The organism is Flagellimonas ulvae, assembly GCF_049333175.1.
Lineage (GTDB): Bacteria > Bacteroidota > Bacteroidia > Flavobacteriales > Flavobacteriaceae > Flagellimonas.
On the sequence record NZ_CP186325.1, the window covers coordinates 2,367,153 to 2,391,475 of the forward strand.

Genomic DNA, 24,323 nt, shown 5'->3' on the forward strand with positions numbered 1-24,323 from the left:
AAAGCTACATTAAGTTATATAACGTAAAAAATCCATGAAAGGTATCAATTGGACTCTGTGTAAAAAATCTCAAGCTTTAATTTTTTATCTTCTTCGGAAGCAGGAACATTGCTTCCAAACAAAATAGTACCTAAAGGATTGATTGTAGACATTATGGGGACATCAATATCTGTGGAGCCCGATGTACCAACTCCTACTCCTTCTTGTACGAAAGGTATGCCTACGTTTGAAGATACCGCCAATGCCAACTTGGCGTTGGTAGAATCCCGTACAATAATATTATTAATATGTTCTGTAATTCTAACAGTATACCGTAATCCCAAATCTCCTTCACGTTCCAACAATGCATCATAACTTGGCAAAATGGTAAGCGGCTCAAACACTTCTGTAAGGTCAGGGTCCGTAAGAAAATTGTAAATGGGTTGATTTGTCTCCGCATTATAAAGATACAATCTTGGAGGCTCCTCGGTTCCGTTAACAGCAGAAAGCGCTTCCCTATCAACATAAAAAACCAAATTGGCTTCGTTAATGATCCAATTGTTTGACCGTATATCTTCTATAAAGGTTTGACCCCTTCCATCGGTTTCTTCCTCATCTCCAAAAAGTAATATTTCGGACATTGCCCCGGTTCCTCCTTTCAAATAAATTCGAGAGGCATTTTCTCCAGTATCCAATTGATTGGAAATATTACCCGGTAAGATTTCATCTTCATAAGTGTTCACTGCATTTCCAGCGGCAATGACTCCATTGGCTCCCTGAAGTAAATTGAAAATAAATTCTCTTTCCACGGTTTCAACAGTATCATCCGTGGTATTGAAATCCTGAAAATTATATGTAATTGTTATGGTTGCCTGAGTAAGATCGAAAAGGAACAAAAGGTCCTGCATGTCATTTCCAGAAATACGTATTCCTCTAAAAAAGTCAGAGAAATTAGCCACGCTCAATAGTTCGGATTGTCCCTCTTTATCCAAAATGTTTGTCTGGAAAAAATCGTTGTCTAAAGGGATTCGGAGTCCTGGATTAAATCTATTTTCTACAATCTCAGATTCATCTACATCTGCCGTATCCAGGTCATCCTCTTGAAAAACAAGTATCTCCATATCACTTACGGCAAGTGGTTCTTGATTAGGATTAGAGCTATCGTAAAGAACCTCTCCTTCAAAACCTGAAAAATCTTGATTCGAAAAAAACTCCTGGGCCTCCTCAAAGTTGGTATTTGGATCAAGGTCTCTTAAAAAGAAATTGGAACGTGTAACTCTCAAATTGACTTCTTGGTTTCTATTACCATAGATACTATCCAAAGCAAATCTTCTAGGAAAAGTATTCGCTACAAAATCATCTCCTGTACCATCCTCACTTGCGTCAAAAGGATTAGAGCCCAAAATACGTTCATCGTTATCACTTACACCATCTTCATCCCAATCTGAATTAGGGTCTAATCTATCAGCTTCGGTACGTTCAATTTCGTCCTCGACACCATCGCCATCTGTATCTCGATTAGAAGTCGGAGGAAGTTGAAAAGGCAGATACAATATTACCTCAACTACCGTTTCATTTTCAGGTATAGTTGCTTCATTATCATCTGAATCTGCATTATCCTCCACTTCTTGGCTAAAGTCACCAAATGTTGGATTAGCTGCATTATTCGGAAACGTTACTTGAGAAACTATACTTGCATTTCTTCTACCATAAAGAGGATCATTATATGTTCCCAACTGATATAGTGGTAATCTATTGGTTTGTACAGCCTGTACTCCTTTATTAAAGGCAAAAACATCGTATACTTCTCGACCCGTGGTAAAAGGCTCACCGGCCACTACTCCGTCTCCAATGGTGCGCAAATCCTCTTCACATGAAACCAACATCGCACCCAAAACCATGGCATACACCAAAGGTTTAATCCCTTTCAAATTTTGCATGTCTTCTATTTTAAAACCTCAGTCTTATAAAAATTGGTATAAGCCTCTTCTGCCTCTTGAAGTGAGACATAGGGCAAAACTGGTTTGGAAGAGTCATCTATGTGTGCCTTAAGGTCATCAGAAACACCTTCCGAAGCTAAAATAATGGCATCAGAATAATCGGTGGCAACCTTTAACAAATTATTATAGTCGGGTTGGGAAAGTGGCTCAATACTGTCCTCGGAAATCCCGTCAAACTTAATCTTATCCTTCATCTTATTGTCAAGCTCTCCTTCATATCCATTTTCATATACCGACAATACAATCTTACTATCCGCGAACAAAGGTTCATCCGCATAATATTTTCTTAGGTATAATGGGAGTAAGGAAGCCATCCAACCATGGACGTGGATAATATCCGGGGACCAATTTAACTTCTTTACCGTTTCGACCACTCCTTTTGCAAAGAATATGGCCCTTTCATCATTATCCGGGAAAAGATTGCCGTCAGCATCAGTAAAAGTAGCTTTCCTTTTAAAGTATTCATCGTTATCAATGAAATACACCTGAATACGCTCTTTGGGTATGGAAGCAACCTTGATAATCAACGGCATGTCCATATCGTTGATCACCAGATTCATTCCCGACAAACGGATTACCTCATGTAATTGATGTCTTCTCTCGTTGATGTTGCCGTATCTGGGCATAAAAATGCGTATCTGACCCCCATTGCTATTTACCATTCTAGGGGCTTCGTAAGACATTAAGGAGACTTGGTTCTCAGGGAGGTAAGGCACTAATTCAGAAGATACAAACAATATCTTTTTTCCATTCATAAAGTCGTTTTTTTGCTTGTCCGAAAAACGTAGCTGCAAAAGTACAAAAATTATGCTGATTACCAGTAATTATAGTATTTTTGCACGCTTTTAATACTCGGAATGTCAATTTTTTACACCAAAACAGACCTTTCTTCTTTCCTTAAATCAAAGGAAATGCAAGACCAGACTTTGGGCCTGATTCCCACAATGGGCGCCCTTCATGAGGGACATCTATCTTTGGTTAAAAAGGCACTTGCTGAAAACGAGAAGGTAGTTGTGAGTATTTTTGTCAACCCAACCCAATTTGACAATCCCAACGATTTAGACAAATATCCCAGAAGCTTGGAAAGCGATGTTCAGCTTTTAAATGGGCTCTCAAATGAGATTATCGTTTTTGCCCCTTCAATCGATGATATTTATGATTCCAAGATACAGTCAAAAACATTTGATTTTGAGGGACTGGATCAAGTAATGGAAGGAAGATTTAGAACGGGGCATTTTGAAGGAGTTGGTACGATTGTAGAGTTACTCTTACGAACAGTATCGCCCGACAAAGCTTATTTCGGAGAAAAAGATTTTCAGCAGCTTCAGGTTATCCGAAAGTTGGTGAAAAAGAACAACATTGGTGTTGAAGTTATAGGTTGCCCTATAGAGCGCGAGCCAAATGGATTGGCCATGAGTTCCAGAAACGAAAGACTGAGCACGGAATTACGACAAAAGGCCAGTTTTATATACAATACTCTGAAAACTGCCAAGCAAAAGTTTGGCACGGAAAGTGCAAAACATGTATTGAATTGGGTAGGGTCGGAATTTGAAAAGAATGAGGATTTTGAATTGGAATATTTCAGCATTTCGGATGAAGATACTTTGCTGCCCATAAAAACAAAAGAAAAGAACAAAGAATATAGAGCTTTTATTGCCGTTTATGCGAATGACGTTCGTTTAATAGACAACCTAAAACTCAATTAATTAATTTTGCGCCATGCAGGTAGAAGTTGTAAAATCCAAGATACATCGAGTAAAGGTCACAGGGGCCGATCTCAATTACATTGGTAGTATTACCATTGATGAAGATTTGATGGACGCTGCCAATATAATTCGGGGAGAAAAAGTCCAGATCGTGAACAATAACAATGGGGAACGATTGGAAACCTATGCCATTCCAGGGCCAAGGGGCTCTGGTGAACTAACCCTAAACGGGGCCGCTGCACGTAAAGTTGCAGTAGGTGATGTACTTATTTTGATAACCTATGCTTGGATGGGCATTGAAGAGGCTAAATCTTTCAATCCTGCCTTAGTATTCCCCAACGAGGAAACCAATAGGCTAAACTAGTTTTGAGCACCTCCTTAAAAAAGTTTCTCAAAATCGCCATCCCCATTTTAATTGGATTGGGGCTAGTATACTATTCCTACACTTCCACAACTCCAGATGATAGGGCTAGAATTTTTGAAGCCATTAAAAGTGCAGATCCTATCTGGGTCTTTTTATCCATTTTTATCGGTATCCTTAGCCATGTTTCTAGAGCTATTCGATGGAACTACCTTTTAGAACCCCTGGGATATCGTCCAAAACTAATTAACAACATTCTAATTATACTTACCAGTTATTTTGCCAATACCTTGGTTCTTCGTTCTGGGGAAATTCTGCGGGCCACAGCTCTTAACACCTATGAAAAAGTTCCCTTTGAAAAAGGTTTTGGCACCATAGTAACGGAAAGAATTGTTGATGTAATTATGTTACTCTTGGTCATAACTGCAGCTCTTCTGGTCCAGACTGATGTAATTTTAGGCATTTTGGAAGAAAATGGAATTGGACTTGTTGGGTCACTCGTCTTGCTTTTGGTAGGTGTACTCGGACTTGTTATTGCAATCCGACTCATAAAAAAATCTACCTCAAGCTTCGCCCTAAAAATCAAGACCTTTTTAAACGGACTTCTTGATGGAGTTATGAGTATTTTCAAAATGAAGCGCCGGGGGGCTTTCATCTTTCACACTTTCTTTATTTGGGCCTGCTATATTGGGATGTTCTGGGTCATTAAATTCACTGTGCCGGAAACCACAGAACTACCATTAGGCGCCTTTTTAGTCGCCTTCGTTGCTGGCGCTTTCGCCATGGCAACCACCAATGGTGGTTTGGGACTTTTCCCTATTGTCGTCACCGCGGCTTTATCCGTTTATGGCATCAGTAAAACTTCAGGAGATGCCTACGGATGGATTATGTGGACTGCACAGACTTTGATGGTGGTCGTTTTTGGTACAATATCCTTTATGGTACTACCGTTATTGAATAGAAATCGGTAGACCCCGACCATCTTATACTTAACCAAATGAAAAAATATCTGTTCCTGCTTATTGGCATGGTTAGCCTCAGCCTTGCCGGTCAGGTAAAACAAGAAATCTTTGAATCTTTTAAGCTTCAGGAAAGAAGAAACATTTCCTATTATTTCCCAGAGAATTACTCTGAGGACAAGAAATACCCTTTGATTGTTGTTCTCGATGCGGATTATCTTTTTGACGTTGTTGTGGCGAACGCAAAAGTGTATGGTGCCCATAGCAGAATGCCCGAAGCCATTGTGGTAGGTGTCCATCAATCAGAAAATGATTTGCGTTGGGATGACTGCGACTTTGAGCAGTCCACAGGTTTGCCTACAGAAAAAGGTGCCAAGTTTTATGAGTTCTTGGGCACTGAACTTATTGCTTATTTGGAGACCCAATATAATATTGCCCCTTTCAAAATGTTTGTGGGATATGACCTTACCGCCAACTTTGGCAATTACTTTTTATTCAAGGATAGATCCTATTTCAATAGTTATGTGATTGTGTCTCCCGTTTTGGCGACTGATATGGAAAGTCGCGTTCCTGCGCGTCTTTCAGATTTAGATCAAGAAATCTTTTACAACATCATTCTTGAAAAAGAAAAGACAGAGGATCGGCAACGAATTCTTCAAATGAACAATGCCATTAAATCCATAGATAAGGAATCTTTGCATTATTATTTTGATGAATATGACAATGCAGACCATATTTCAATTGCGACCTATGGCATAAGCAAAGCATTCGATAATGTTTTCAAAATGTTCAGACCCATAAGTCCAAAAGAATACAAGACAGAAATATTGACTTCCAATGAGCCAGTTTTCCAATATCTGGAGGAACGCTATGCCAGAATTGAGGAACTTTTAGGGTATAAAAAATCGGTGGGGCTCAATGATATTATGGCCATTTATGCAGCTTCTCTTAAAAAACAGGATTTTGAGTCCTTGAAACCCTTGGCGGAAATCTGTAAAAAAGAGTACCCTGAAACCATGTTGGGCTTTTATTTTGAAGGCGAGTATTACGAACAATTGGGAGAGCCAAAGAAAGCTTTCAAAACCTTTGAAAAAGCGTTTCAGATGGAAGAAATTGACTTCTTGACCAAGGATATGGCTCTTGAAAAAATTGATGCACTTAAGGCTGATTTCGGATATTGAAATACCATTATGTAGTTCATAACAAGCTATTTTCACCTTTATTCAAACGAAGTAATTCTTTTTGCATAACTATACTCTTTTTGAAAGAATTTGAGTCAAATTATTCGTGGTTTTAAGTCACTTTCTTTTGGGAAAACAGCAATCTTTAGCAAACTCTTTTTGGAATTTAAATCTATTAGTTCTATGTAATTATCCCTGCTATGAATCAAAAGAAGATTTTTTGTTATTGAAAAGTCTTTCGCTCCACGACCAGTCCAGATATGATATCTATTTCCACTTTTTAAATCCCATTTTTCAAGATTGGTCTTGTTATACGTGTACAAATTCGTTTTCTCTATATTGTTAAATGTATACACGTCTTCTTTTTCCAAATCCCATACATTCAGTCTTTTCCCAGTATCAATATCCAGTATGTCTAGCTTTTTCTTATTCACTACTATGAGATTTTGATTACATACCAATACTCTTGGATAATGGAGATAGTATCCTTCCATCTCAAAATCTATTTCCGTAGGGTCAATCTTTGTCTTGTTTTTTAGGGTGTATACATTTAACTGCTCTCCTTCCAGCAACTCTATAACCCTGTTGTCTTTGTTATACGAAAAGAAATCACTTGCGCGAAAATCAAGTTGAACTTCCATCAACATATCATCTTCAAATACTTCCCCATCATAATACTTTATTCCATAATGACCCGAAGCGTTTGGGTAACGGTCTTCTATTTCGCTGTGGTTTTTCTTAAATTCTTCTATATCAACGGTAACAACACCTCCATATATTGCTGAAAAAACTACAGTCTTATCACCTAACCACCCCAATGCTCTGGCACTAGTAGTACTGGCCCCTAAACTAAGTACTTCATCAAGTTCCAAATGCCATATAAAAGCTGATGTTCCAATACTTCCAAGGGCTATTTTCTTCTTGTCAGGAGACAAAACCCCATTAAATACCCCAATATACCTTTCATTAAACTGCTTGAAGGTCTTACCGGTTTTCGCATGGATTAAAAAGCAATCATTTCCAGAATGGATAATTAACCATTCATCATTCACTAAAAAAGCACTTGAAATTTCTTTTCTATTGCTCATTGATATCAGATAAATTAAAATATTTAAAAAGCTCTCCCGGATTCTAGTTCTCCTGGTTTTTTGGAATAACCAAAGACAGTAGAATTATCAACAGAACTTAATCTATGTAACTTAAAATGATAATCAGCAGTAAAACTCGAATTTGAATTTCAGTCTCATTGAAATAAAGATTGCTGTATTGCATTTCTCAGCGCAAAGAGCGGAAAATTTAAAAGGTATTCGTCATTTCAAGATATGGGCAACCAAATATTCGTTTTGTAAACTAAGAAAATTTATTTCGATTGGAAAAATTGATGTCCCAAAAGCACATTTCGGTTACTAATCCCTAAAAACAAGTTGAGTACTTTATACTATCTTTAGCCTCAAATTTTGGGCAAGTGGCCAAAGTAAAAACTTCTTTTTTTTGTCAGAATTGTGGCGCCCAATACCCAAAATGGATTGGACAATGCACTTCGTGCAAACAATGGAATACCATTGTGGAAGAAGTTATTCAAAAAGAGGAAAAAACTTCTTGGAAATCAAGTTCTACGCCTACGTCGAAAAGAGCTGGTTCTCCAGTAAGAGTCTCAGAAATTACACAGGAGAAAGAATTGCGGTTGGACACCCAAGATATGGAGTTCAATCGTGTGTTGGGTGGTGGATTGGTTCCTGGTTCGTTGACCTTACTTGGCGGTGAGCCCGGTATTGGAAAAAGTACCTTGCTCCTTCAAATAGCTTTAAAGCTGCCTTACAAAACATTGTATGTTTCAGGAGAGGAAAGTCAAAAGCAAATCAAAATGCGGGCAGACCGCATCCTACCATCAAGCGAAAACTGCTTTGTACTTACCGAAACCAAAACCCAAAACATTTTTCAACAAATAACAGCGTTGGAACCGGATTTGGTCATCGTCGATTCCATCCAAACCCTGCATACCGATTATGTAGATTCTGGAGCAGGAAGTATCTCCCAAATTAGGGAAAGTACCGCTGAGCTTATCAAATTTGCCAAGGAAACCCATACTCCGGTAATTCTTGTTGGTCATATTACCAAAGATGGAAATATTGCAGGACCCAAGATTTTGGAGCATATGGTGGATACCGTGCTGCAATTTGAAGGGGATAGAAATTACGTATATCGCATCCTCCGTTCTCTTAAAAACCGATTTGGTTCCACAGCGGAATTAGGCATTTACGAAATGCAGGGCAGTGGACTTCGCGAAGTGAACAACCCTTCCGAAGTATTGATTTCCAAAAACGACGAAAACCTAAGTGGAACGGCAATCGCAGCTACGGTAGAAGGTATGCGTCCACTACTTATTGAGATTCAAGCTTTGGTGAGCAGCGCTGTGTATGGTACACCTCAACGTTCGGCAACAGGTTTCAATGCCAAACGTTTGAATATGTTGTTGGCCGTTTTGGAAAAAAGAGCGGGTTTTAAATTGGGGGCGAAAGATGTTTTCTTAAACATTACAGGGGGTATTTCTGTGGATGACCCTGCCATCGATTTAGCGGTAATGGCTTCCATTTTATCCAGCAATTCCGATATTCCTATTGAAAAAGGGGTATGCTTTGCCGCCGAAGTTGGACTTGCCGGGGAAATACGACCAGTGCAACGAGTAGACCAACGTATTTTAGAAGCCGAAAAACTGGGCTTTCAAACCATTTATGTGTCTAAAAACAATAAAATAGGCTTAAAGAATCCGAATATCCAGGTGCAGTTGGTTTCCAAGATTGAGGACGTCGTGTCCCACCTATTTGGCTAAGCTCTAAGGCGCTGGATTCGGTATGGCGTTATGGATTTCCTCGATTCCATCCAAAACCTCATCTGAAAGGTCAACATCAATGCTTTCTATATTTTCTTTCAATTGGTTCATCGTGGTTGCTCCAATAATGTTACTGGTAACAAAAGGGCGTGTGTTCACAAAAGCCAAAGACATTTGAGCTAGACTCAATCCATGGGCCTTGGCCAAATCATTGTACTTTCTCGTAGCTTCTACGGAGATGGGACCGCTATATCTATTGTAGTTCGGGAACAGCGTAATTCGGCCTTTTCGGGGCTGTATTTCATCCAAATACTTGCCGCTCAACACCCCAAATCCCAAAGGAGAATAGGCGAGTAGACCAATGCTTTCCCGGATGGATACCTCAGAAAGTCCTACTTCAAACAAACGGTTTAGCAAACTGTAGGGGTTTTGTATGGTTAGCATTCTGGGCAAACTCTCATGTACTTTGCTCTCTTCCAAAAAACGCATGGTTCCCCAAGGACTTTCATTGGATAGACCCACATGCCGAATTTTCCCCTCACTTTTAAGGTCTCTCAACGTCTCCAAAACTTGGTGAATATTATCTTCCCACATATCCAGGGCGTGGGCATCAAATCCTCTTTGCCCAAAATAATTGGTATTTCGTTCTGGCCAATGCAGCTGGTATAAATCGATATAATCCGTTTGCAGTCGTTGTAAACTTCCTTCAACTGCTTTGATGATGGAATCCCTGCTAAAACCTGTAGTCCTAATATGTTTGGTGAAATCAGCCCTTCCTGCAATTTTTGAGGCTAATACCACTCTATCGCGATTCCCCGTTTTTTTGAACCAACTCCCAATAAATTCCTCTGTAACTGCGTACAATTCTTTTTTGGCTGGAACTGGATACAACTCAGCAGTATCAAAAAAATTGATGCCTTGGTCCAAAGCATAATCCATTTGCTCATGGCCTTCCTCTTCGCTATTCTGCCTTCCAAAGGTCATGGTTCCTAAACAAATCTTGCTTATTCTAATATTGGTATGGGGAATTCTGGTGTATTTCATGCAATTTTCAATTTGAAAGCCTCAAAAATAAGATATCCTTATCGAAGGATTTTAACCTATCGTTATTTTTCCACCTCTAGTAAAATGGGACAATGATCACTATGTTTGGCTTCTGAAAGAATTACGGAACGCTTTAATCGGTTTTCCAGCGAATTGGCTACCATACCATAATCCAAACGCCAACCCTTATTGTTGGCTCGGGAATTGGCCCTGTAACTCCACCACGTGTAATTGTGGGGTTCTTTGTTAAAGTGTCGAAAGCTATCAATGAAACCACTTTGCATAAAATTCCCAATCCATTCGCGTTCCACGGGCAAAAAGCCAGAAACATTTTTGTTTCGCACTGGGTCATGAATATCAATAGCTTCATGGCAAATGTTGTAATCGCCGCAAACAATCAAGTTAGGTCTATCGTTTCTGAGTGTATTGGCATACTTCTGAAAGTCCGCCATGTACGTAAGTTTAAACTCCAAACGGTCCATGTTGGTTCCTGAAGGAAGGTACATGCTCATCACCGAAAGGTCCCCAAAATCTGCTCGGATATTTCTTCCCTCATGATCCATATAATCTATACCCGTTCCATATTCAATATGGTCTGGTTGTTCTTTGCACAACAAGGCCACCCCACTATACCCTTTCTTCTCAGCACTGAACCAGTAATGAAAAGGGTATCCCGCCTTTTCAAAAGCTTCAACATTCACTTGTTCTTTTAGGGCTTTCGTCTCTTGCAAGCAAACCACATCAGGGTTTACGCTTGCCAACCAATCAATGAACCCTTTGTTCAGGGCCGCTCGAATACCATTTACATTATAGGAAACTATGGTCATGCTCATATTTTTCACTAAAAATAACCATTGTGCACGGCTCTTTAAAACCATTTTGACCAAAGAAGCCATTACCTTTGTTTTTTGGAACACTAATTGATTGTGTCAATAGTGTTTAAACCCTTGACCATGAAACGAATACTATTCTTTATCGTTTTGTTTTCTGGATATCTTGCCATAGGGCAGGCCTATCCTAGATTCGACAATAACAACGAACTGAAATTTAATATTGGACTGTTTTTGGCCACCACTACAGTTGAAGGCTCATACGAGTATTTCTTCAGCGGGGATACCAGTATAGGGGGAACCGTCTATTTTGACAATGATGCTACCGACTTCAATGGAAACTTTGGAATAGGTCCCAACTTCAGGGCCTACTTTGGTTATCAACCCCGAAGCGGGTTTTTTGCAGAAGCCTTTGGCCTGTATTACACAGGTGAAGATGAAATTTCCGAAGATGAAATCGGCTTTAGGAACAATGATTATAGTACGGTAGCTTTAGGTCTGGGATTGGGAAATAAATGGGTGACGCGAAGTGAAAAGTTCAGCCTGGAAATCTTTGCAGGTTTCGGAAGAAACATCAATCCCGAAGATTTTCAAGATGACTTTATGTACCGTGGCGGATTGTCCATAGGTTTCCGTTTTTAATCCCTAAATTGGTCATAAGCTTTACTACCTATGACCGCATTATTACTCATCGACATTCAAAAAGGAATTCAAGAAACCGGATATTACGGAGAAGAACGGAACAATCCCCAAGCTGAGGAAAATTGCAGTAAAATCTTGAGCAATTTTAGAGAAAAAGGGTTGCCCATATTTCATGTGCAGCACTGCTCCACCAATTTGGAATCACCGCTATACCCTTCAAAGGAAACCCATGCTTTTTATCCGGGAGTAACCCCTGAAAATGGAGAACCCATTATCCAAAAGAATGTGAACAGCGCCTTTATCGGAACCGACCTTGAGCAACAATTGCAACAAAAAGGCATTGATAAGGTGGTCATAACCGGATTGACCACGGAACATTGCATTTCCACCTCTACCCGTATGGCCGCCAATTTGGGTTTTGATGTGACCCTAATTTCCGATGCTACAGCCGCCTTTAGCAAAAAAGGGATTGATGGAGAATTTATTGGAGCCGATATGATACACCAGATAGAACTGGCCAACCTCAAGGATGAATTTGCCACTATTAAGGATACGCATACCCTTTTGAGCGAACTATAAATGGTAACTAGCCCAATGAAACATCACTTTCTTTTTCTATTCAGTATGGTTATGATGGTATCATCCAACATCCAATCCCAAGAAAAACCTTTGAAAGTGGGTGTGGCGGGCTTAACCCATACCCATGTACACTGGATTTTGGGAAGGGACGATATTGGAGATATTAAAATTGTGGGTATTGCCGAACCCAATCGGGATTTGGCCCAACGCTATGCAGAGCAGCATGGCTTTTCCATGGATTTGGTATATGACTCTTTGGATGAAATGATTGCGGCGACCCGTCCCGAAGCGGTCACCGCTTTTGGAACCATTTATGACCATTTGAAAGTAGTGGAAACCTGTGCACCTAAAGGCATCCACGTGATGGTGGAAAAACCCTTGGCCGTGAGCATGGACCATGCCCAAAAGATGAAAGCCTTGGCCGAAAAGCACAACATACACCTGCTCACGAATTATGAAACCACCTGGTACCCTACCAATCATAAAGCCAAAGCACTGTTGGATGAAGGTAAGATTGGGGATTTGCGAAAAGTGATTGTGCGTGATGGACATAGAGGGCCAAAAAAAATTGGGGTGAACAAAGAGTTTTTGGACTGGCTCACCGACCCCAAGGAAAATGGAGGTGGTGCAATAACCGATTTTGGTTGCTACGGGGCCAATCTTATGACCTGGCTGATGCAGGGAAAACGACCGAATACGGTAACTGCCATTACCCAACAACTACAAGCTGAAAATAACCCCAAGGTGGATGATGACGCCACCATACTCCTTACCTATGATACGGCCCAAGCCATCATCGAAGCCTCTTGGAATTGGCCCATAGGCCGAAAAGACATGGAACTCTATGGGTTAACGGGAGCCATTTACGCCGACAACCGAAACGACCTACGCGTGCGGATAGCAGAAGGCTATGATGGGTTTGAAGAAGAAAAAACCACTTTGGCTGAACGAGAGGCACCCTACAATGATCCTTTTTCTTTATTGGCTGCCGTAGTAAAAGGAAGTGTAAGCCTATCCCCTTACAGCCTTTCTACCTTGGAAAACAATATGGTGGTTATGGAAATTTTGGATGCTGCTCGGGAAAGTGCCGAAACCGGAAAGACGGTTTCTTTGACCGATATAGAACATTAGAAACCATTATGAAGAAACCCACCCTATGAAAAGATTGCTCATTTTCACCCTATTTTGTTTTGTAAATACAGGACTATGTGCAGCCCAGGAGGATAATTCTCCCATTACTATTGGGATAAACCATACCATTACGTCTTCCATACTAAACCAAGATAGAACGATTCAAATTTATACCCCAGATTCATACTCAAATACTACTGAGGAATATCCTGTGCTATTTATTTTAGATGGACAACGATATTTTCTGAGCGGGGTGGCTGTTCAAAAGGCTATAAAAAACCCTCGTGCTATTCCAGAAATGATTGTGGTAGGCATTACAACTACCAATCCGTTAAGGCGAACATTATTTGGCGACGAAAGTGAAAAATTCACTGATTTTTTAATCAAAGAAGTGGTTCATTATGTAGACTCCAACTACAGGACAAGTGAAAAACGGGTCATTTTTGGATGGGAAGATGCAGCTTATTATATAAGCGAATTAATTCTACAAAATGAGGTGTTTGATGGGGCCATTATCTCTGATGGGGGCTATGCCTCCGAGAATCTGGTGAAAGGATTTACCTCCAAAAAAGAGGTGTACCTGTTCATGGCCAATTCCAGAAAGGATATTTATAACATAAGTTACACGGATGCATTCCAAGAAGTGCTGAAGAACCATGCACCTAAAAGTCTCATTTGGAAATACCGCTTGTTCAATGAGGAAATACATGAATCATTACCTCATTTGGCTCTATACAAGGGGCTAAAACACTACTATCATAATTATAACTCCCTGGTTTTTGAAAGTATACAAGAGTATATTGATTTAGGCGGAATGGATTACCTAACTTCTTATTTCGAAAAACGAGCCAAACGATTTGGCTTTGACAAACAAATAGATAACAGCACAAAAAATGCACTCATTTGGTTGGCTTGGAAGCGGGACAACTTTGAGTACTTCACGCTTTTCATGACCGAGTTTAAAGATGTTTTGACAACAGAAAGATATGCTTCGGCCTATTGGCAAAACCGTTTTGGGCAATTTTATTTAAAGCATAAAGATTACCAAAATGCCATTACATATTTTAATGCAGGACTCGCCAAATATCCAAACTCACCATTTGAAGAAGAAATGCAAAAAGGGCTTAGCCATGCCAAAAACGGAAAAGAACGATAAAGCCTTTACAACTTAGGGTTGAAACTTTTGGAAATAACGATTAAAAGAGAACTTTTTTATGGATGTGAACACCGAATATCTGAACAGTGTTGTGAACCAACTGATAGTGGTTGCCTCTCTTTTAGCGGGTTTCTCGATAGCTATTATCGCCAATCTATTGACTGACAAAACAGAAAGTAAAATCTCCAATTGGATTTTTAAAGCGACAACCCTTACGGCAAGTTGCTTTCTTATATCAGTCTTTGGGATGACAAGAATTGTTAGGATGACAACCAAAGGTTATCCCGGAAACGTCTCATCAATTTCATTGGATATATCCAATCACATTAGTGCAGTATCCTTTCTTTTGGGAATAGTTTTCTTGTGCATTGTCATTGGGCTCTTTGGTTGGACAAAATCAAAAAAAATGGGGCGTTTTACCACTATTGTAGGAATATGTACATTCCTTTTGATTCTAGTAACAATGACTACTATTAAAATGGATGCCTGAAAATGCGGTTCCCCTTTTGTATAAAAACGACCCCCAGAATTTCATATCTTCTACATCGAAATAGAAAATAAATCCAAATGTTCATCATCAATTTGACCTATAAAACGGAACTGGAAAAAGTGGACCAGTTTCTCGAAGAACATATTGAATATCTCAATAAGCACTATGAATTGGGGCATTTTCTTGCCTCAGGACGAAAGGTCCCAAGAACAGGTGGAATCATTTTATCCAATGTGCAATCAAAATCCGAACTGGAAGACATTATTTCAAAAGACCCTTTTAAGCAGAATGAATTGGCAGATTATGAATTGACTGAATTTGTACCGAGCAAAACCTGTGAAGAATTAGAATTCTTAAGGGAATGAAAAAGTACGAACACAAACAATGGTTATGATTCGCCATTGCTTCTAAATCGTTCCAAATGCTTTCTCAAACCATTTTATAACCTTAAACTACAGACATCCCTTACAAAGTATTGAGTTAATGTCTTAATTTAGAAAACATGAAGCGAACCGTAGTGCATTTTGAAATAGGCTGCAGTGATATTGATAAAACATCTGCCTTCTACAAAGAGGTCTTTGATTGGGATTTAACACGGCATGGAAATTCTGCAATTATTGATACAGGAAATAAAGAAGCATTAAGCGGGCACCTAAATCAATTGGGGCCTAACGATCCGCAGAATTATGTTACCATATACATTGAAACTGATTCCCTAACTTCAGATTTAGAAGCAATTGAGTCAAACGGTGGGGAGATTTTTGTGAATCCCATAAAGCTACCTGATGGAAGGGAGTTTGCTTGGTTTAAAGATGTGGCAGGTAATCTAATTGGACTCATTACACCTAAATAGCCAATATTAATATGATTTCATGCCTCACCAAAATAAGAGTATCAATAAAACGAAGGAACAAACCTTCCTCGCCAGCCCGCTACATCCCAGGGACCGTCAAACCGAACCCTCAAACATCAATCAAAAACAGACATCATGAAACTAGTATGTACCGTATTATTTTTTAGCCTTTCATCCATTATTTGCTTTGGGCAAGAAACTATTGAAGTGACTTACAATCAAGACTACACCGTTACCTTGAACGGAACCCCAATTGATAATTCAACCACATACCAAAGTATTGTGGAAATGCTGGGAGAACCCGAAGTGTATAAAGAGTACCCCACTGGCAAGGTCAATTATCGTTACACAGACCTAGGTCTTGTCTTTCATACCGTAAATGGTAACCTACTTACGCTTGCCTTTAACTTTAATTGGGATGGGGACAAAAACTTTCCAAACACAGCGTTTGAAGGAGTTTTGAAAATTGGCGACAGTATCATTGATACGAAAACCACAGAAAGTATAGTAGCTGATTTACAGAGCTTTGAAATTAACTGCATTATGCCTGGAATGTGTATGAACAATCCCAGAAAAATCAAAAATCCTATTTTATTGGGCTTTAAAGATGAGTTGATTACCCAAGTAAGCATTGAATTTCATTAGAAACAAAACTCCAAAACCTCTTCTAAGCCATTTTAGCTCACTTTGTCTCCTACTAAGATAGGTTGGTAGACACGTAAGGTATACTTGCTAAAAACCCTACAGAGAATACTTACGACTTATTGCGTTTGTACGCTATATTTGGACGTATTACGATATAAAATACATCTATATAACCTAGTTGTGCGGCATAAAAAAAGCCAATGCTGAAAAACCAAAATAGCTTACTCTTTACAAACCCACTGCAATACAATGAATAATTACACTATACAATAGTGGGTTTTTACTACCTTCAACACCGAACAAACAAAACTTAGGTTTCAAATGAACCGAATTAAGGAAGTTTTAAAGAACAAAGGAATTTCGCAGACATGGCTTGCCGAACAGATAGGAAAGAGTTATAACACGATTAATGAATATGCTCGTAACGTGAGACAACCAAGTTTGGAAGACTTGTACCGAATTGCGGAAATTTTAAAAGTCGAAGCCAAAGACTTACTAATTGAAAGAAAACATAATGGCTAAGAAAGTACAATCAATAGAACCGAATATTGCAGATTTAGCGAACGGGTGGCTAAAAAAGTATAAACTACCATACAAATTAGAACAGGAATCAGTCAATGCAGAAATTGATAAAGCCCTTTCTGACTATTATACTAAAAATGGTGGAGCAGGTGCAAATCGACCAGATGCCAAAATATTACTTCAAGACATAAATTTAGACTTCTACCCTATTCTTATTGAGTACAAAGGCTACAAAGACAAACTCGTAAAACTCGATAAAGACGGACAAATTGAAAACCGAACTTCTAAAAATGAAGCTCATTTTAAAAACATTAACTCATTTGCTGTAAACGGCGCTGTTCATTATGCAAATGCATTGCTTCATCATACAAGCTACACCGATATTATTGCAATCGGTATGACAGGACACAAAGATGAAGCAGGTAGAATTCAGCACGAAATAGGCGTTTACTATGTTTCGAAAAGCAATTTAGGAGCTGGACAAAAAATTGGTGATTACACCGACTTTTCATTTTTAGCACCTAAGAATTTTGACGCATTTATTGAGACAGTAAAAAAACTTCAACTTTCACAGGAAGAACTTGACAGATTAAAAGATCAAAGAGAAAGAGAAATTGACCAAAGCCTTATAAAACTCAATAATGACATTTACCAAAATGAAAAAGGCCTAGGAGAAAATGACCGTGTTTATTTAGTTGCAGCTTCAATTATCGCAACGCTTGGCATATCAGGCAAAGTTGCACCACTCGAAAAATCCGACTTAAAATCATCAACTGAAAAAGGATATAGAGATGGTGATTTAATGATTAAAAAGATTGAATCATTTTTAAGTCATAAAGAACTACCAGAAGAGAAAAAACAACTCATTGTAAGAACGCTATCTAACACGCTTTTAACTGAAAACATAAACAAAGTTGAAAATGGAGAAAGTCAACTTAAAAGAGTATTTGGCAAAATCGTAGATGATTTAGGTATCTACTACAAGATTGGTTTGACAACTGACTTTACAGGCAAACTCTTTAATGAAATGTACGGTTGGTTAGGTTTTTCGCAAGACAAGTTGAATGACGTTGTACTTACGCCTGCTTACGTTGCTTCGCTATTAGTCCGATTAGCAAGAGTAAATAAAGATTCTTATGTATGGGATTTTGCAACGGGTTCAGCTGGCTTGTTGGTTTCAGCAATGAATGAAATGCTTAATGATGCAAAAAATACTATCCGATCGCCTGATGAGCTGACTCAGAAAGAAATTCAAATCAAAGCTGAACAATTACTTGGTTTAGAGTTGCTTTCAAGTGTTTATATGTTGGCAATCCTGAATATGATTTTGATGGGCGATGGTAGTTCTAACATATTAAATACCGACTCAATAAAAGACTTTGACGGTAAATATGGCTTTGGAAAAACAGATACCAATTTCCCTGCGAATGCTTTTATATTAAATCCACCTTACTCGGCTCCTGGCAACGGGATGATTTTTGTAGAAAAAGCTCTCGAAATGATGAGTAAAGGATACGCTGCTATAATTATTCAAAGCTCGTCAGGTTCTGGTAAAGCGGCTGATTTTAACAGAAGAATACTTTCAAAACACACACTTTTGGCGAGCATAAAAATGCCTGTCGATATTTTTATTGGCAAATCTAGTGTGAATACTCATATTTACGTTTTTAAGATAAATGAAAAACACCACAAAGATGACGTGGTAAAATTCATTGACTTTACTAATGACGGTTATTCTAGGGCAAACCGTAGAAAAGCAAGTACTAACTTAATAGATACAGATAAAGCAAAAGAGCGTTATCAAGAAGTTGTTGATTTGGTTCGTTTTGATAAAAGCAAACTAAAAATTTTTACGAAAAAGGAATACTACGAAGGACATATAAATCCAAGCAGCGGTTCTGATTGGAATCAAACAGCACCGATCGATACAAAGCCAACTTTAAAAGACCTTAAAGAAACAGTTGGCGACTATTTGTCTTGGGAAATAGTTACACTTTTAAAACAAAAATCCTTAGAAGAACAGCTGGGAAAGTAAATACCCCACTCAATAGAAATTTGAATGTTGTTGAGTGGGGTAAATTTAAAGTTGGGACATTATTTAAAATAGAAAATACACTTAGTTTTAATACAGATGAGTTAGCTTCAGGAGATGAATTTGATTATGTAACAAGAACATCTCAAAACCAAGGTGTATTGCAAAAAACAGGTTTTGTCAATAGCCAAAATATAAACCAAGCTGGCAATTGGAGTTTGGGTCTTTTGCAAATGGATTTTTTCTATCGCCAAAATCCTTGGTATGCGGGTCAGTTCGTTTGTAAAATAATTCCGAAAATTGAAATTACCCCCTTAGCAATCCCATTTTTTTCATCAGCTCTAAACAAACTAAAACCACTCTTATTATCAGTACTAGTTAGGAATGTGGACAAGACATTTCTTAATTCAGAATTAGTATTACCAATTAAAAAAAACGGGGATATTGATATTGATTATATGGAGCGTTTTGTTGCAAGTTTGGAAAGGGAAAAAATTGAAAAAATGGAAGCATACTTAATAAAAAGTAATTTAGATGACTTCCAATTGAACGAACAGGAAAACCAGGTTTTAAAAAATTATGAAAATGACCAAATCGAATTTACAAATTTCATTTACAACAGAGTCTTCAACAAAATAAAACAAGGACGTAGACTAAAAAAAGATGACCAGATTGCAGGTGATATTCCTTTTGTTATGGCTGGCACATCAAATACAGGTGTTGTAAACTACATCTCTAATCCAGTTGCTAGTTTTCCAAAAAATTCAATAACGATTGACATTTTTGGTAACACCTTCTATCGAAATTACGATTATGGTGCAGGTGATGATACAGGAGTTTATTGGAATGATAAAGTCAGTTATTCCAAACAATCGATGCTGTTCTTTTCTACTTCAATGAAAAAATCGATTTTGGGCAAATTCGATTTTGGAAAAAAATTAAGAAGTTCCCAAAGTTTAAATTTTGAAATGAAAGTTCCTGTAAAAAATAATGAACCTGATTATAAGACAATGGACAAAATAATTTCTGCTGTTAGCAAATTGGTAATTAAGGACGTGGTTTTGTATGTAGAGAGAAAGAAAAAGGAATTAAACAGACTCACTGAAAATACCAACGCTTAAAGCCGTACACATTTGTAATTCGCACCAGCCAAGGTTAAAGTCAAAAGATTTAAAAAGAATATGTTTCTTCCAACATTCAGAACCAAACTAAATCAAAATACGTTGCTATTATTAAAGTTCTAAGCCTTTAATCCAAAACCTCCCCCAAACCTTTTAGCAATTCTGCAGCATCTTGCACCTCTCTAGGGCTAAAGGTATCTTCTTGCAGAAAGTGCAGCATAAAAATGACATGGTTTAATTGATTGTTGAGCGCGGAAGGGGAACCATAGGCTTCGGTAATCCATTCAGAAAGGGTTTGCTTTTCCATCGGATAAAAGTAGAAACGAAAGCTGTGGTATACCACTACTAATTAGTGGTTTTTTAAAAAAATAGGGATACGTTAAATCTTCACCGTAGACACAAAGTTCTTTTTGATCACCTCCAAGAAGTCAGCCGTATCGTAAGGCTTTATAATGAGGTCGGTAAAGCCAAGGCCTTTTAGGTCTTCAAAAGATTTGGTGGGATCAGTGGCCGTAAGTGCGATAATGGGAACGGTACTGTTAAAGCCCCGTATTTCGCGGGTAGCCTCAAAACCGTTCATGATGGGCATGTTCACGTCCATCAAAATCATATCGAAGACCTCATCATTAATAATTTCAAGAGCTTCTTTTCCATTTTCGGCAATGGTACAGGTGAACTTATTCTTTTCCAAGATTTTTCGGGTCACCAAGCGGTTGATCTTGTTGTCGTCCACAACCAAAATATGGCTGCCCACAATACTGCGGTCTATAACTTCTTGCTTGGGTACTTCTTCAATTTCGGTCTTTTGCGTTACATCATAACAAATGGTAAAGGAGAATTCGGTACCCACATTTTTCTCACTTTTTAGGTCAATGGTGGCATCGTGCAAGTCCAATAAACGTTTTACAATGGCAAGCCCCAATCCCGTGCCCTGAAAATCGTTGGACTTCATGTCTTGGGTGAATTCATCAAAAATATCACGTTGCTTTTCCTCGGAAATACCCATACCCGTATCGGCAATCCTAAAATCCAGCAGAATACATGTTTCCCTAATTTCTTTGGGCGTTATGGAAACCGTAATGGTTCCTTCTTCCGTAAACTTACAGGCGTTGCTAATCAAATTGATGAGTATTTGGGAGAGCTTTACATAGTCGCCCTTCAAAAATTCGGGTACGTCATCCGTAATTTCAATCTCAAATTGATTGTTGTTCTTCGCCCGCATATGCTCCATGGAATTGGTGATATTCCGCACCAATTTTCGTAAGTGAAAAGGTTTGTTCTCCAACTCCCTGTTCTTCAGCGCATCCAATTTGTTCAAGAATAACAGGTCATTGATCAACGCCAACAAATAATCTGCCGAAAATTTTAAGGAGGTGATGTCCTCCTTATATTTTGCGAGTGGTTTTTCTTGTTTTAGGATGGAGGCAATACCGATGATACCATACAAAGGTGTTCGTAACTCGTGACTGATGGCAGACAAGAAGTTGGTTTTTACCTCGGACAGCTCCTCCGCTTTCTTTTTAGCATCCAAGTATTGCACGTTGGTTTCCTGAAGACTTCTTACCAGTGCTTTTCTCCGTTTGAAAGAGAAGAACATGGCGCAGACGAAGATTAGTAAAACTACCGAAGCAGCTAAAGTAAAATAAACAATGGTTTTGTTCCTATCAGCAGTCTGACGGTTCATTTCGTTTTCCAGTTCCTTGGCCTTAAGCTCTTGTTTGTACTGGTTCACGTTCATTCGGGCAATCACCTCATTAATGGCGGTCGCTTTCTCTATTTCGTGCTTGTTATCCACGTGTACATCAGACTCCTTCCTTACCAGATAAGCCTGTTCAAAGTCACCTTTTCCAACATTGGCTTCAATCAGGTATTCATACCCTTCCACCAAACCATCGGTGTAGTCATTTTGCTTGGAAAGCGCAATATCGTTTTCAAAATATTCAATGGCTTTGTCCCAATCCTTCTCCAATAACGCCAATCTTCCTTTGGAAAAGTAATACCCTGCTCGTAACAAGGGCATTTGAATGGAATCTACATATCGGTCAAGGCCAGCTACATGCTCTTTTGATTTTGCAATATTCTTTTGGTCCAAATAGATATCGGAAAGATTAAAATGAATGACAAACACTCGGGTGATATTCTTTTTGGCCCGATACACTTTAAGCGCTTCATTATAATAGCCAATTGCCTTTTTATCCTGTCCTATTTCATTGTTCAGGTTACCCAGATTGTTGTAGGCATCCGCAATTAAAGTTGAATCATTAACAATTTTGGCCTTCTTTAAAGATTCTGTAAAAGTCTTTTCGGCTCTTAACGTATCCTTGATTCGAATAAACGTACTCCCTGTATATTTTGAGATTTCCACATCCCAGGCAAGATTGTCAATCCTTTCGGCCAGCTTAAGGCCTAAATCTCCATATTTCAGTACTTCCAGAAAGTTATTGCTGTAATAGTCATGAACCAGTTTATTTTTCAAACTGTCCAAACGCACCAAGATCTCCTCTTCTGAGGTATCCTCTGGTGGGTCGAAATACGTGAACGTCTTTTCTTGTGCTACGAGTAGGTTAGAAAAGAATACAATAAGGAAAAAAAAGTATAGCTTTCGCATCTTTAAAATTTGGGGTCCGTGCAAGGCTATACTTTAACGTATCTAAATCACTTTTAGTGTGTTACCTAAGAAATTTACTACAAAAAAGAGGTTAAGGGCCCAGGGTTAGATACGTTGTAACCAATACCGCATATCTACTTCCTTGGAGATAATATCTTTAACGGCATCTAACGTAACCCTTTGCTGTTCCATGGTATCCCGATGACGAATGGTTACCGTTTCATCTTCCAAAGTTTGATGATCCACCGTAACACAGAAAGGCGTGCCTACGGCATCCTGACGACGATAGCGACGGCCTACGGCATCTTTTTCATCATATACCACGTTAAAATCCCATTTTAAGTCATCTACCAATTTATGGGCTACTTCTGGCAGACCATCCCTTTTTAAAAGTGGCAGAACAGCAGCCTTTGTAGGTGCCAAAACAGCCGGTAATTTAAGTACAGTTCGGGTGGTATTGTTTTCCAATGCTTCTTCTTGCAGTGCACTGGAAAAAACCGCTAGAAACATACGGTCCAACCCAATGGAAGTTTCCAAAACATAAGGCACATAACTCTTGTTTTCTTCTGGGTCGAAGTATTGCAACTTTTTATTGGAAAACTTCTCGTGGCTTCCCAAATCAAAATCGGTTCTTGAATGGATACCTTCCAACTCTTTAAAGCCAAATGGAAACCTAAATTCAATATCGGCTGCAGCATCCGCGTAGTGGGCCAACTTTTCATGGTCGTGGAAACGATAATTATCTTCACCCAAGCCCAAAGAAAGGTGCCAGTTCAGGCGCTTTTCTTTCCAGGTATCGTACCATTCCTTTTGTGTACCAGGTTTGATGAAATATTGCATCTCCATCTGTTCAAATTCACGCATTCGGAATATGAACTGGCGCGCCACAATTTCATTACGAAATGCCTTTCCGGTCTGAGCAATACCAAATGGGATTTTCATACGTCCACTCTTCTGAACATTCAGAAAGTTCACAAAGATTCCCTGTGCGGTTTCTGGGCGTAGGTATAAATCCATCGCCGAATCTGCAGTGGCCCCTAGTTTGGTACCGAACATTAAGTTGAACTGCTTTACATCCGTCCAGTTTTTAGAACCTGAAATTGGACAGACAATACCCAATTCCTCAATGAGCGCCTTAACATCTGCCAAATCTTCATTTTCCAACGATTTTCCCAGTCGCTTTAGGATACCATCTGCCTTGGCTTGGTAATCCAAAACACGTGGGTTAGTCTCCAAGAACTGTTTTTTATCAAAACTATCCCCAAAGCGCTTGGCCGCTTTCTTTACTTCTTTTTCAATCTTAGCTTCAATCTTGGCCACATGGTCTTCTACCAAAACATCTGCACGGTATCTCTTTTTGGAATCTTTGTTGTCAATCAAGGGATCATTGAATGCATCCACGTGTCCCGAAGCCTTCCATGTGGTGGGGTGCATAAAAATGGCCGCATCTATCCCAACAATATTGTCGTTGAGCTGAACCATGGCCTGCCACCAATACTCACGAATATTCTTTTTTAGCTCAACCCCGTTTTGACCGTAGTCATAAACAGCACTGAGTCCGTCATAAATCTCACTGGATTGAAATATATAGCCATACTCCTTTGCATGGGAGATAACCTTTTTGAAAATATCTTCCTGATTCGCCATGGGGCAA

24 protein-coding genes are annotated in these 24,323 nt (G+C 38.9%); 16 read left to right on the forward strand and 8 right to left on the reverse strand.

Annotated elements, in window-relative coordinates:
* Positions 1-44 precede the first annotated feature (44 nt).
* Positions 45-1,919, reverse strand: a complete 1,875-nt coding sequence (locus ACOKFD_RS10865; RefSeq protein ID WP_422857951.1) for a DUF4270 family protein — start codon at positions 1,917-1,919, stop codon at positions 45-47.
* A gap of 5 nt (positions 1,920-1,924) precedes the next feature.
* Positions 1,925-2,734 (reverse strand): glycogen/starch synthase, encoded by an 810-nt coding sequence (locus tag ACOKFD_RS10870; protein ID WP_422857952.1) that lies wholly within the window; start codon positions 2,732-2,734, stop codon positions 1,925-1,927.
* A gap of 102 nt (positions 2,735-2,836) precedes the next feature.
* On the opposite strand from ACOKFD_RS10870, the gene panC reads away from it, so the two are divergent.
* The 4 genes from panC to ACOKFD_RS10890 are packed head-to-tail and all read left to right on the forward strand — an operon-like array spanning position 2,837 to position 6,186.
* Positions 2,837-3,685, forward strand: coding sequence for a pantoate--beta-alanine ligase (panC, locus tag ACOKFD_RS10875; RefSeq protein WP_422857953.1), 849 nt, complete (start codon positions 2,837-2,839; stop codon positions 3,683-3,685).
* Between the two features lie 13 nt (positions 3,686-3,698).
* Positions 3,699-4,049 carry an aspartate 1-decarboxylase gene (gene panD, locus ACOKFD_RS10880; RefSeq protein ID WP_106143590.1) on the forward strand — a complete coding sequence of 117 codons (351 nt, stop codon included), beginning with the start codon at positions 3,699-3,701 and terminating at the stop codon, positions 4,047-4,049.
* Positions 4,050-4,051: 2 nt separating this feature from the next.
* The gene (locus ACOKFD_RS10885) at positions 4,052-5,017 is read left to right on the forward strand and encodes a lysylphosphatidylglycerol synthase transmembrane domain-containing protein (RefSeq protein WP_422857954.1); all 966 of its coding nucleotides are present in this window, start codon (positions 4,052-4,054) and stop codon (positions 5,015-5,017) included.
* Positions 5,018-5,043: 26 nt separating this feature from the next.
* Positions 5,044-6,186, forward strand: a complete 1,143-nt coding sequence (locus ACOKFD_RS10890; RefSeq protein WP_422857955.1) for an alpha/beta hydrolase — start codon at positions 5,044-5,046, stop codon at positions 6,184-6,186.
* A 95-nt stretch (positions 6,187-6,281) separates the two neighbouring features.
* Here ACOKFD_RS10890 and ACOKFD_RS10895 read toward each other — a convergent pair whose 3' ends face one another.
* Positions 6,282-7,274, reverse strand: coding sequence for a hypothetical protein (locus ACOKFD_RS10895; RefSeq protein ID WP_422857956.1), 993 nt, complete (start codon positions 7,272-7,274; stop codon positions 6,282-6,284).
* Between the two features lie 377 nt (positions 7,275-7,651).
* On the opposite strand from ACOKFD_RS10895, the gene radA reads away from it, so the two are divergent.
* On the forward strand, positions 7,652-9,016 hold the full coding sequence (gene radA / locus ACOKFD_RS10900; protein WP_422857957.1) for a DNA repair protein RadA: 1,365 nt from the start codon (positions 7,652-7,654) through the stop codon (positions 9,014-9,016).
* Positions 9,017-9,019: 3 nt separating this feature from the next.
* Here the strand turns inward: radA and ACOKFD_RS10905 are convergent, their stop codons facing one another.
* On the reverse strand, positions 9,020-10,060 hold the full coding sequence (locus ACOKFD_RS10905; RefSeq protein WP_422857958.1) for an NADP(H)-dependent aldo-keto reductase: 1,041 nt from the start codon (positions 10,058-10,060) through the stop codon (positions 9,020-9,022).
* Between the two features lie 62 nt (positions 10,061-10,122).
* On the reverse strand, positions 10,123-10,887 hold the full coding sequence (locus ACOKFD_RS10910) for an exodeoxyribonuclease III (protein WP_422861021.1): 765 nt from the start codon (positions 10,885-10,887) through the stop codon (positions 10,123-10,125).
* Between the two features lie 126 nt (positions 10,888-11,013).
* Here ACOKFD_RS10910 and ACOKFD_RS10915 point away from each other — a divergent pair, with 126 nt between their 5' ends.
* From ACOKFD_RS10915 to ACOKFD_RS10965, 11 genes are all read left to right on the forward strand, one after another.
* Entirely contained in the window at positions 11,014-11,532 is a 519-nt protein-coding gene (locus ACOKFD_RS10915; RefSeq protein ID WP_422857959.1) for a hypothetical protein, read from the forward strand.
* A gap of 30 nt (positions 11,533-11,562) precedes the next feature.
* On the forward strand, positions 11,563-12,111 hold the full coding sequence (locus ACOKFD_RS10920) for a cysteine hydrolase family protein (protein ID WP_422857960.1): 549 nt from the start codon (positions 11,563-11,565) through the stop codon (positions 12,109-12,111).
* 15 nt (positions 12,112-12,126) lie between these two features.
* Positions 12,127-13,242, forward strand: coding sequence for a Gfo/Idh/MocA family protein (locus ACOKFD_RS10925; protein ID WP_422857961.1), 1,116 nt, complete (start codon positions 12,127-12,129; stop codon positions 13,240-13,242).
* A gap of 25 nt (positions 13,243-13,267) precedes the next feature.
* Positions 13,268-14,398: an alpha/beta hydrolase-fold protein gene (locus tag ACOKFD_RS10930; protein ID WP_422857962.1), complete on the forward strand. Its 1,131-nt coding sequence runs from the start codon at positions 13,268-13,270 to the stop codon at positions 14,396-14,398.
* A gap of 58 nt (positions 14,399-14,456) precedes the next feature.
* Positions 14,457-14,888: a hypothetical protein gene (locus tag ACOKFD_RS10935; RefSeq protein WP_422857963.1), complete on the forward strand. Its 432-nt coding sequence runs from the start codon at positions 14,457-14,459 to the stop codon at positions 14,886-14,888.
* Positions 14,889-14,965: 77 nt separating this feature from the next.
* Positions 14,966-15,253, forward strand: a complete 288-nt coding sequence (locus tag ACOKFD_RS10940) for a YciI family protein (protein ID WP_422857964.1) — start codon at positions 14,966-14,968, stop codon at positions 15,251-15,253.
* A gap of 137 nt (positions 15,254-15,390) precedes the next feature.
* Positions 15,391-15,741: a VOC family protein gene (locus tag ACOKFD_RS10945; protein WP_422857965.1), complete on the forward strand. Its 351-nt coding sequence runs from the start codon at positions 15,391-15,393 to the stop codon at positions 15,739-15,741.
* A gap of 135 nt (positions 15,742-15,876) precedes the next feature.
* On the forward strand, positions 15,877-16,386 hold the full coding sequence (locus tag ACOKFD_RS10950) for a hypothetical protein (protein ID WP_422857966.1): 510 nt from the start codon (positions 15,877-15,879) through the stop codon (positions 16,384-16,386).
* Between the two features lie 321 nt (positions 16,387-16,707).
* Entirely contained in the window at positions 16,708-16,908 is a 201-nt protein-coding gene (locus ACOKFD_RS10955; RefSeq protein WP_422857967.1) for a helix-turn-helix transcriptional regulator, read from the forward strand.
* Positions 16,901-18,943, forward strand: coding sequence for an HsdM family class I SAM-dependent methyltransferase (locus ACOKFD_RS10960; RefSeq protein ID WP_422857968.1), 2,043 nt, complete (start codon positions 16,901-16,903; stop codon positions 18,941-18,943). The genes ACOKFD_RS10955 and ACOKFD_RS10960 overlap by 8 nt, the downstream gene beginning before the upstream one ends.
* A complete protein-coding gene (locus tag ACOKFD_RS10965) occupies positions 18,886-20,061 on the forward strand; it encodes a restriction endonuclease subunit S (RefSeq protein WP_422857969.1) in 1,176 nt (391 codons plus the stop codon). The genes ACOKFD_RS10960 and ACOKFD_RS10965 overlap by 58 nt, the downstream gene beginning before the upstream one ends.
* 127 nt (positions 20,062-20,188) lie before the next feature.
* Here the strand turns inward: ACOKFD_RS10965 and ACOKFD_RS10970 are convergent, their stop codons facing one another.
* The 3 genes from ACOKFD_RS10970 to ACOKFD_RS10980 all read right to left on the reverse strand — a co-directional run bounded on the left by ACOKFD_RS10970 (position 20,189) and on the right by ACOKFD_RS10980 (position 24,316).
* Entirely contained in the window at positions 20,189-20,368 is a 180-nt protein-coding gene (locus ACOKFD_RS10970) for a hypothetical protein (protein WP_422857970.1), read from the reverse strand.
* Positions 20,369-20,440: 72 nt separating this feature from the next.
* A complete protein-coding gene (locus ACOKFD_RS10975; protein ID WP_422857971.1) occupies positions 20,441-22,669 on the reverse strand; it encodes a response regulator in 2,229 nt (742 codons plus the stop codon).
* Between the two features lie 105 nt (positions 22,670-22,774).
* Positions 22,775-24,316 carry a glycine--tRNA ligase gene (locus ACOKFD_RS10980; protein ID WP_422857972.1) on the reverse strand — a complete coding sequence of 514 codons (1,542 nt, stop codon included), beginning with the start codon at positions 24,314-24,316 and terminating at the stop codon, positions 22,775-22,777.
* Positions 24,317-24,323: the final 7 nt, after the last annotated feature.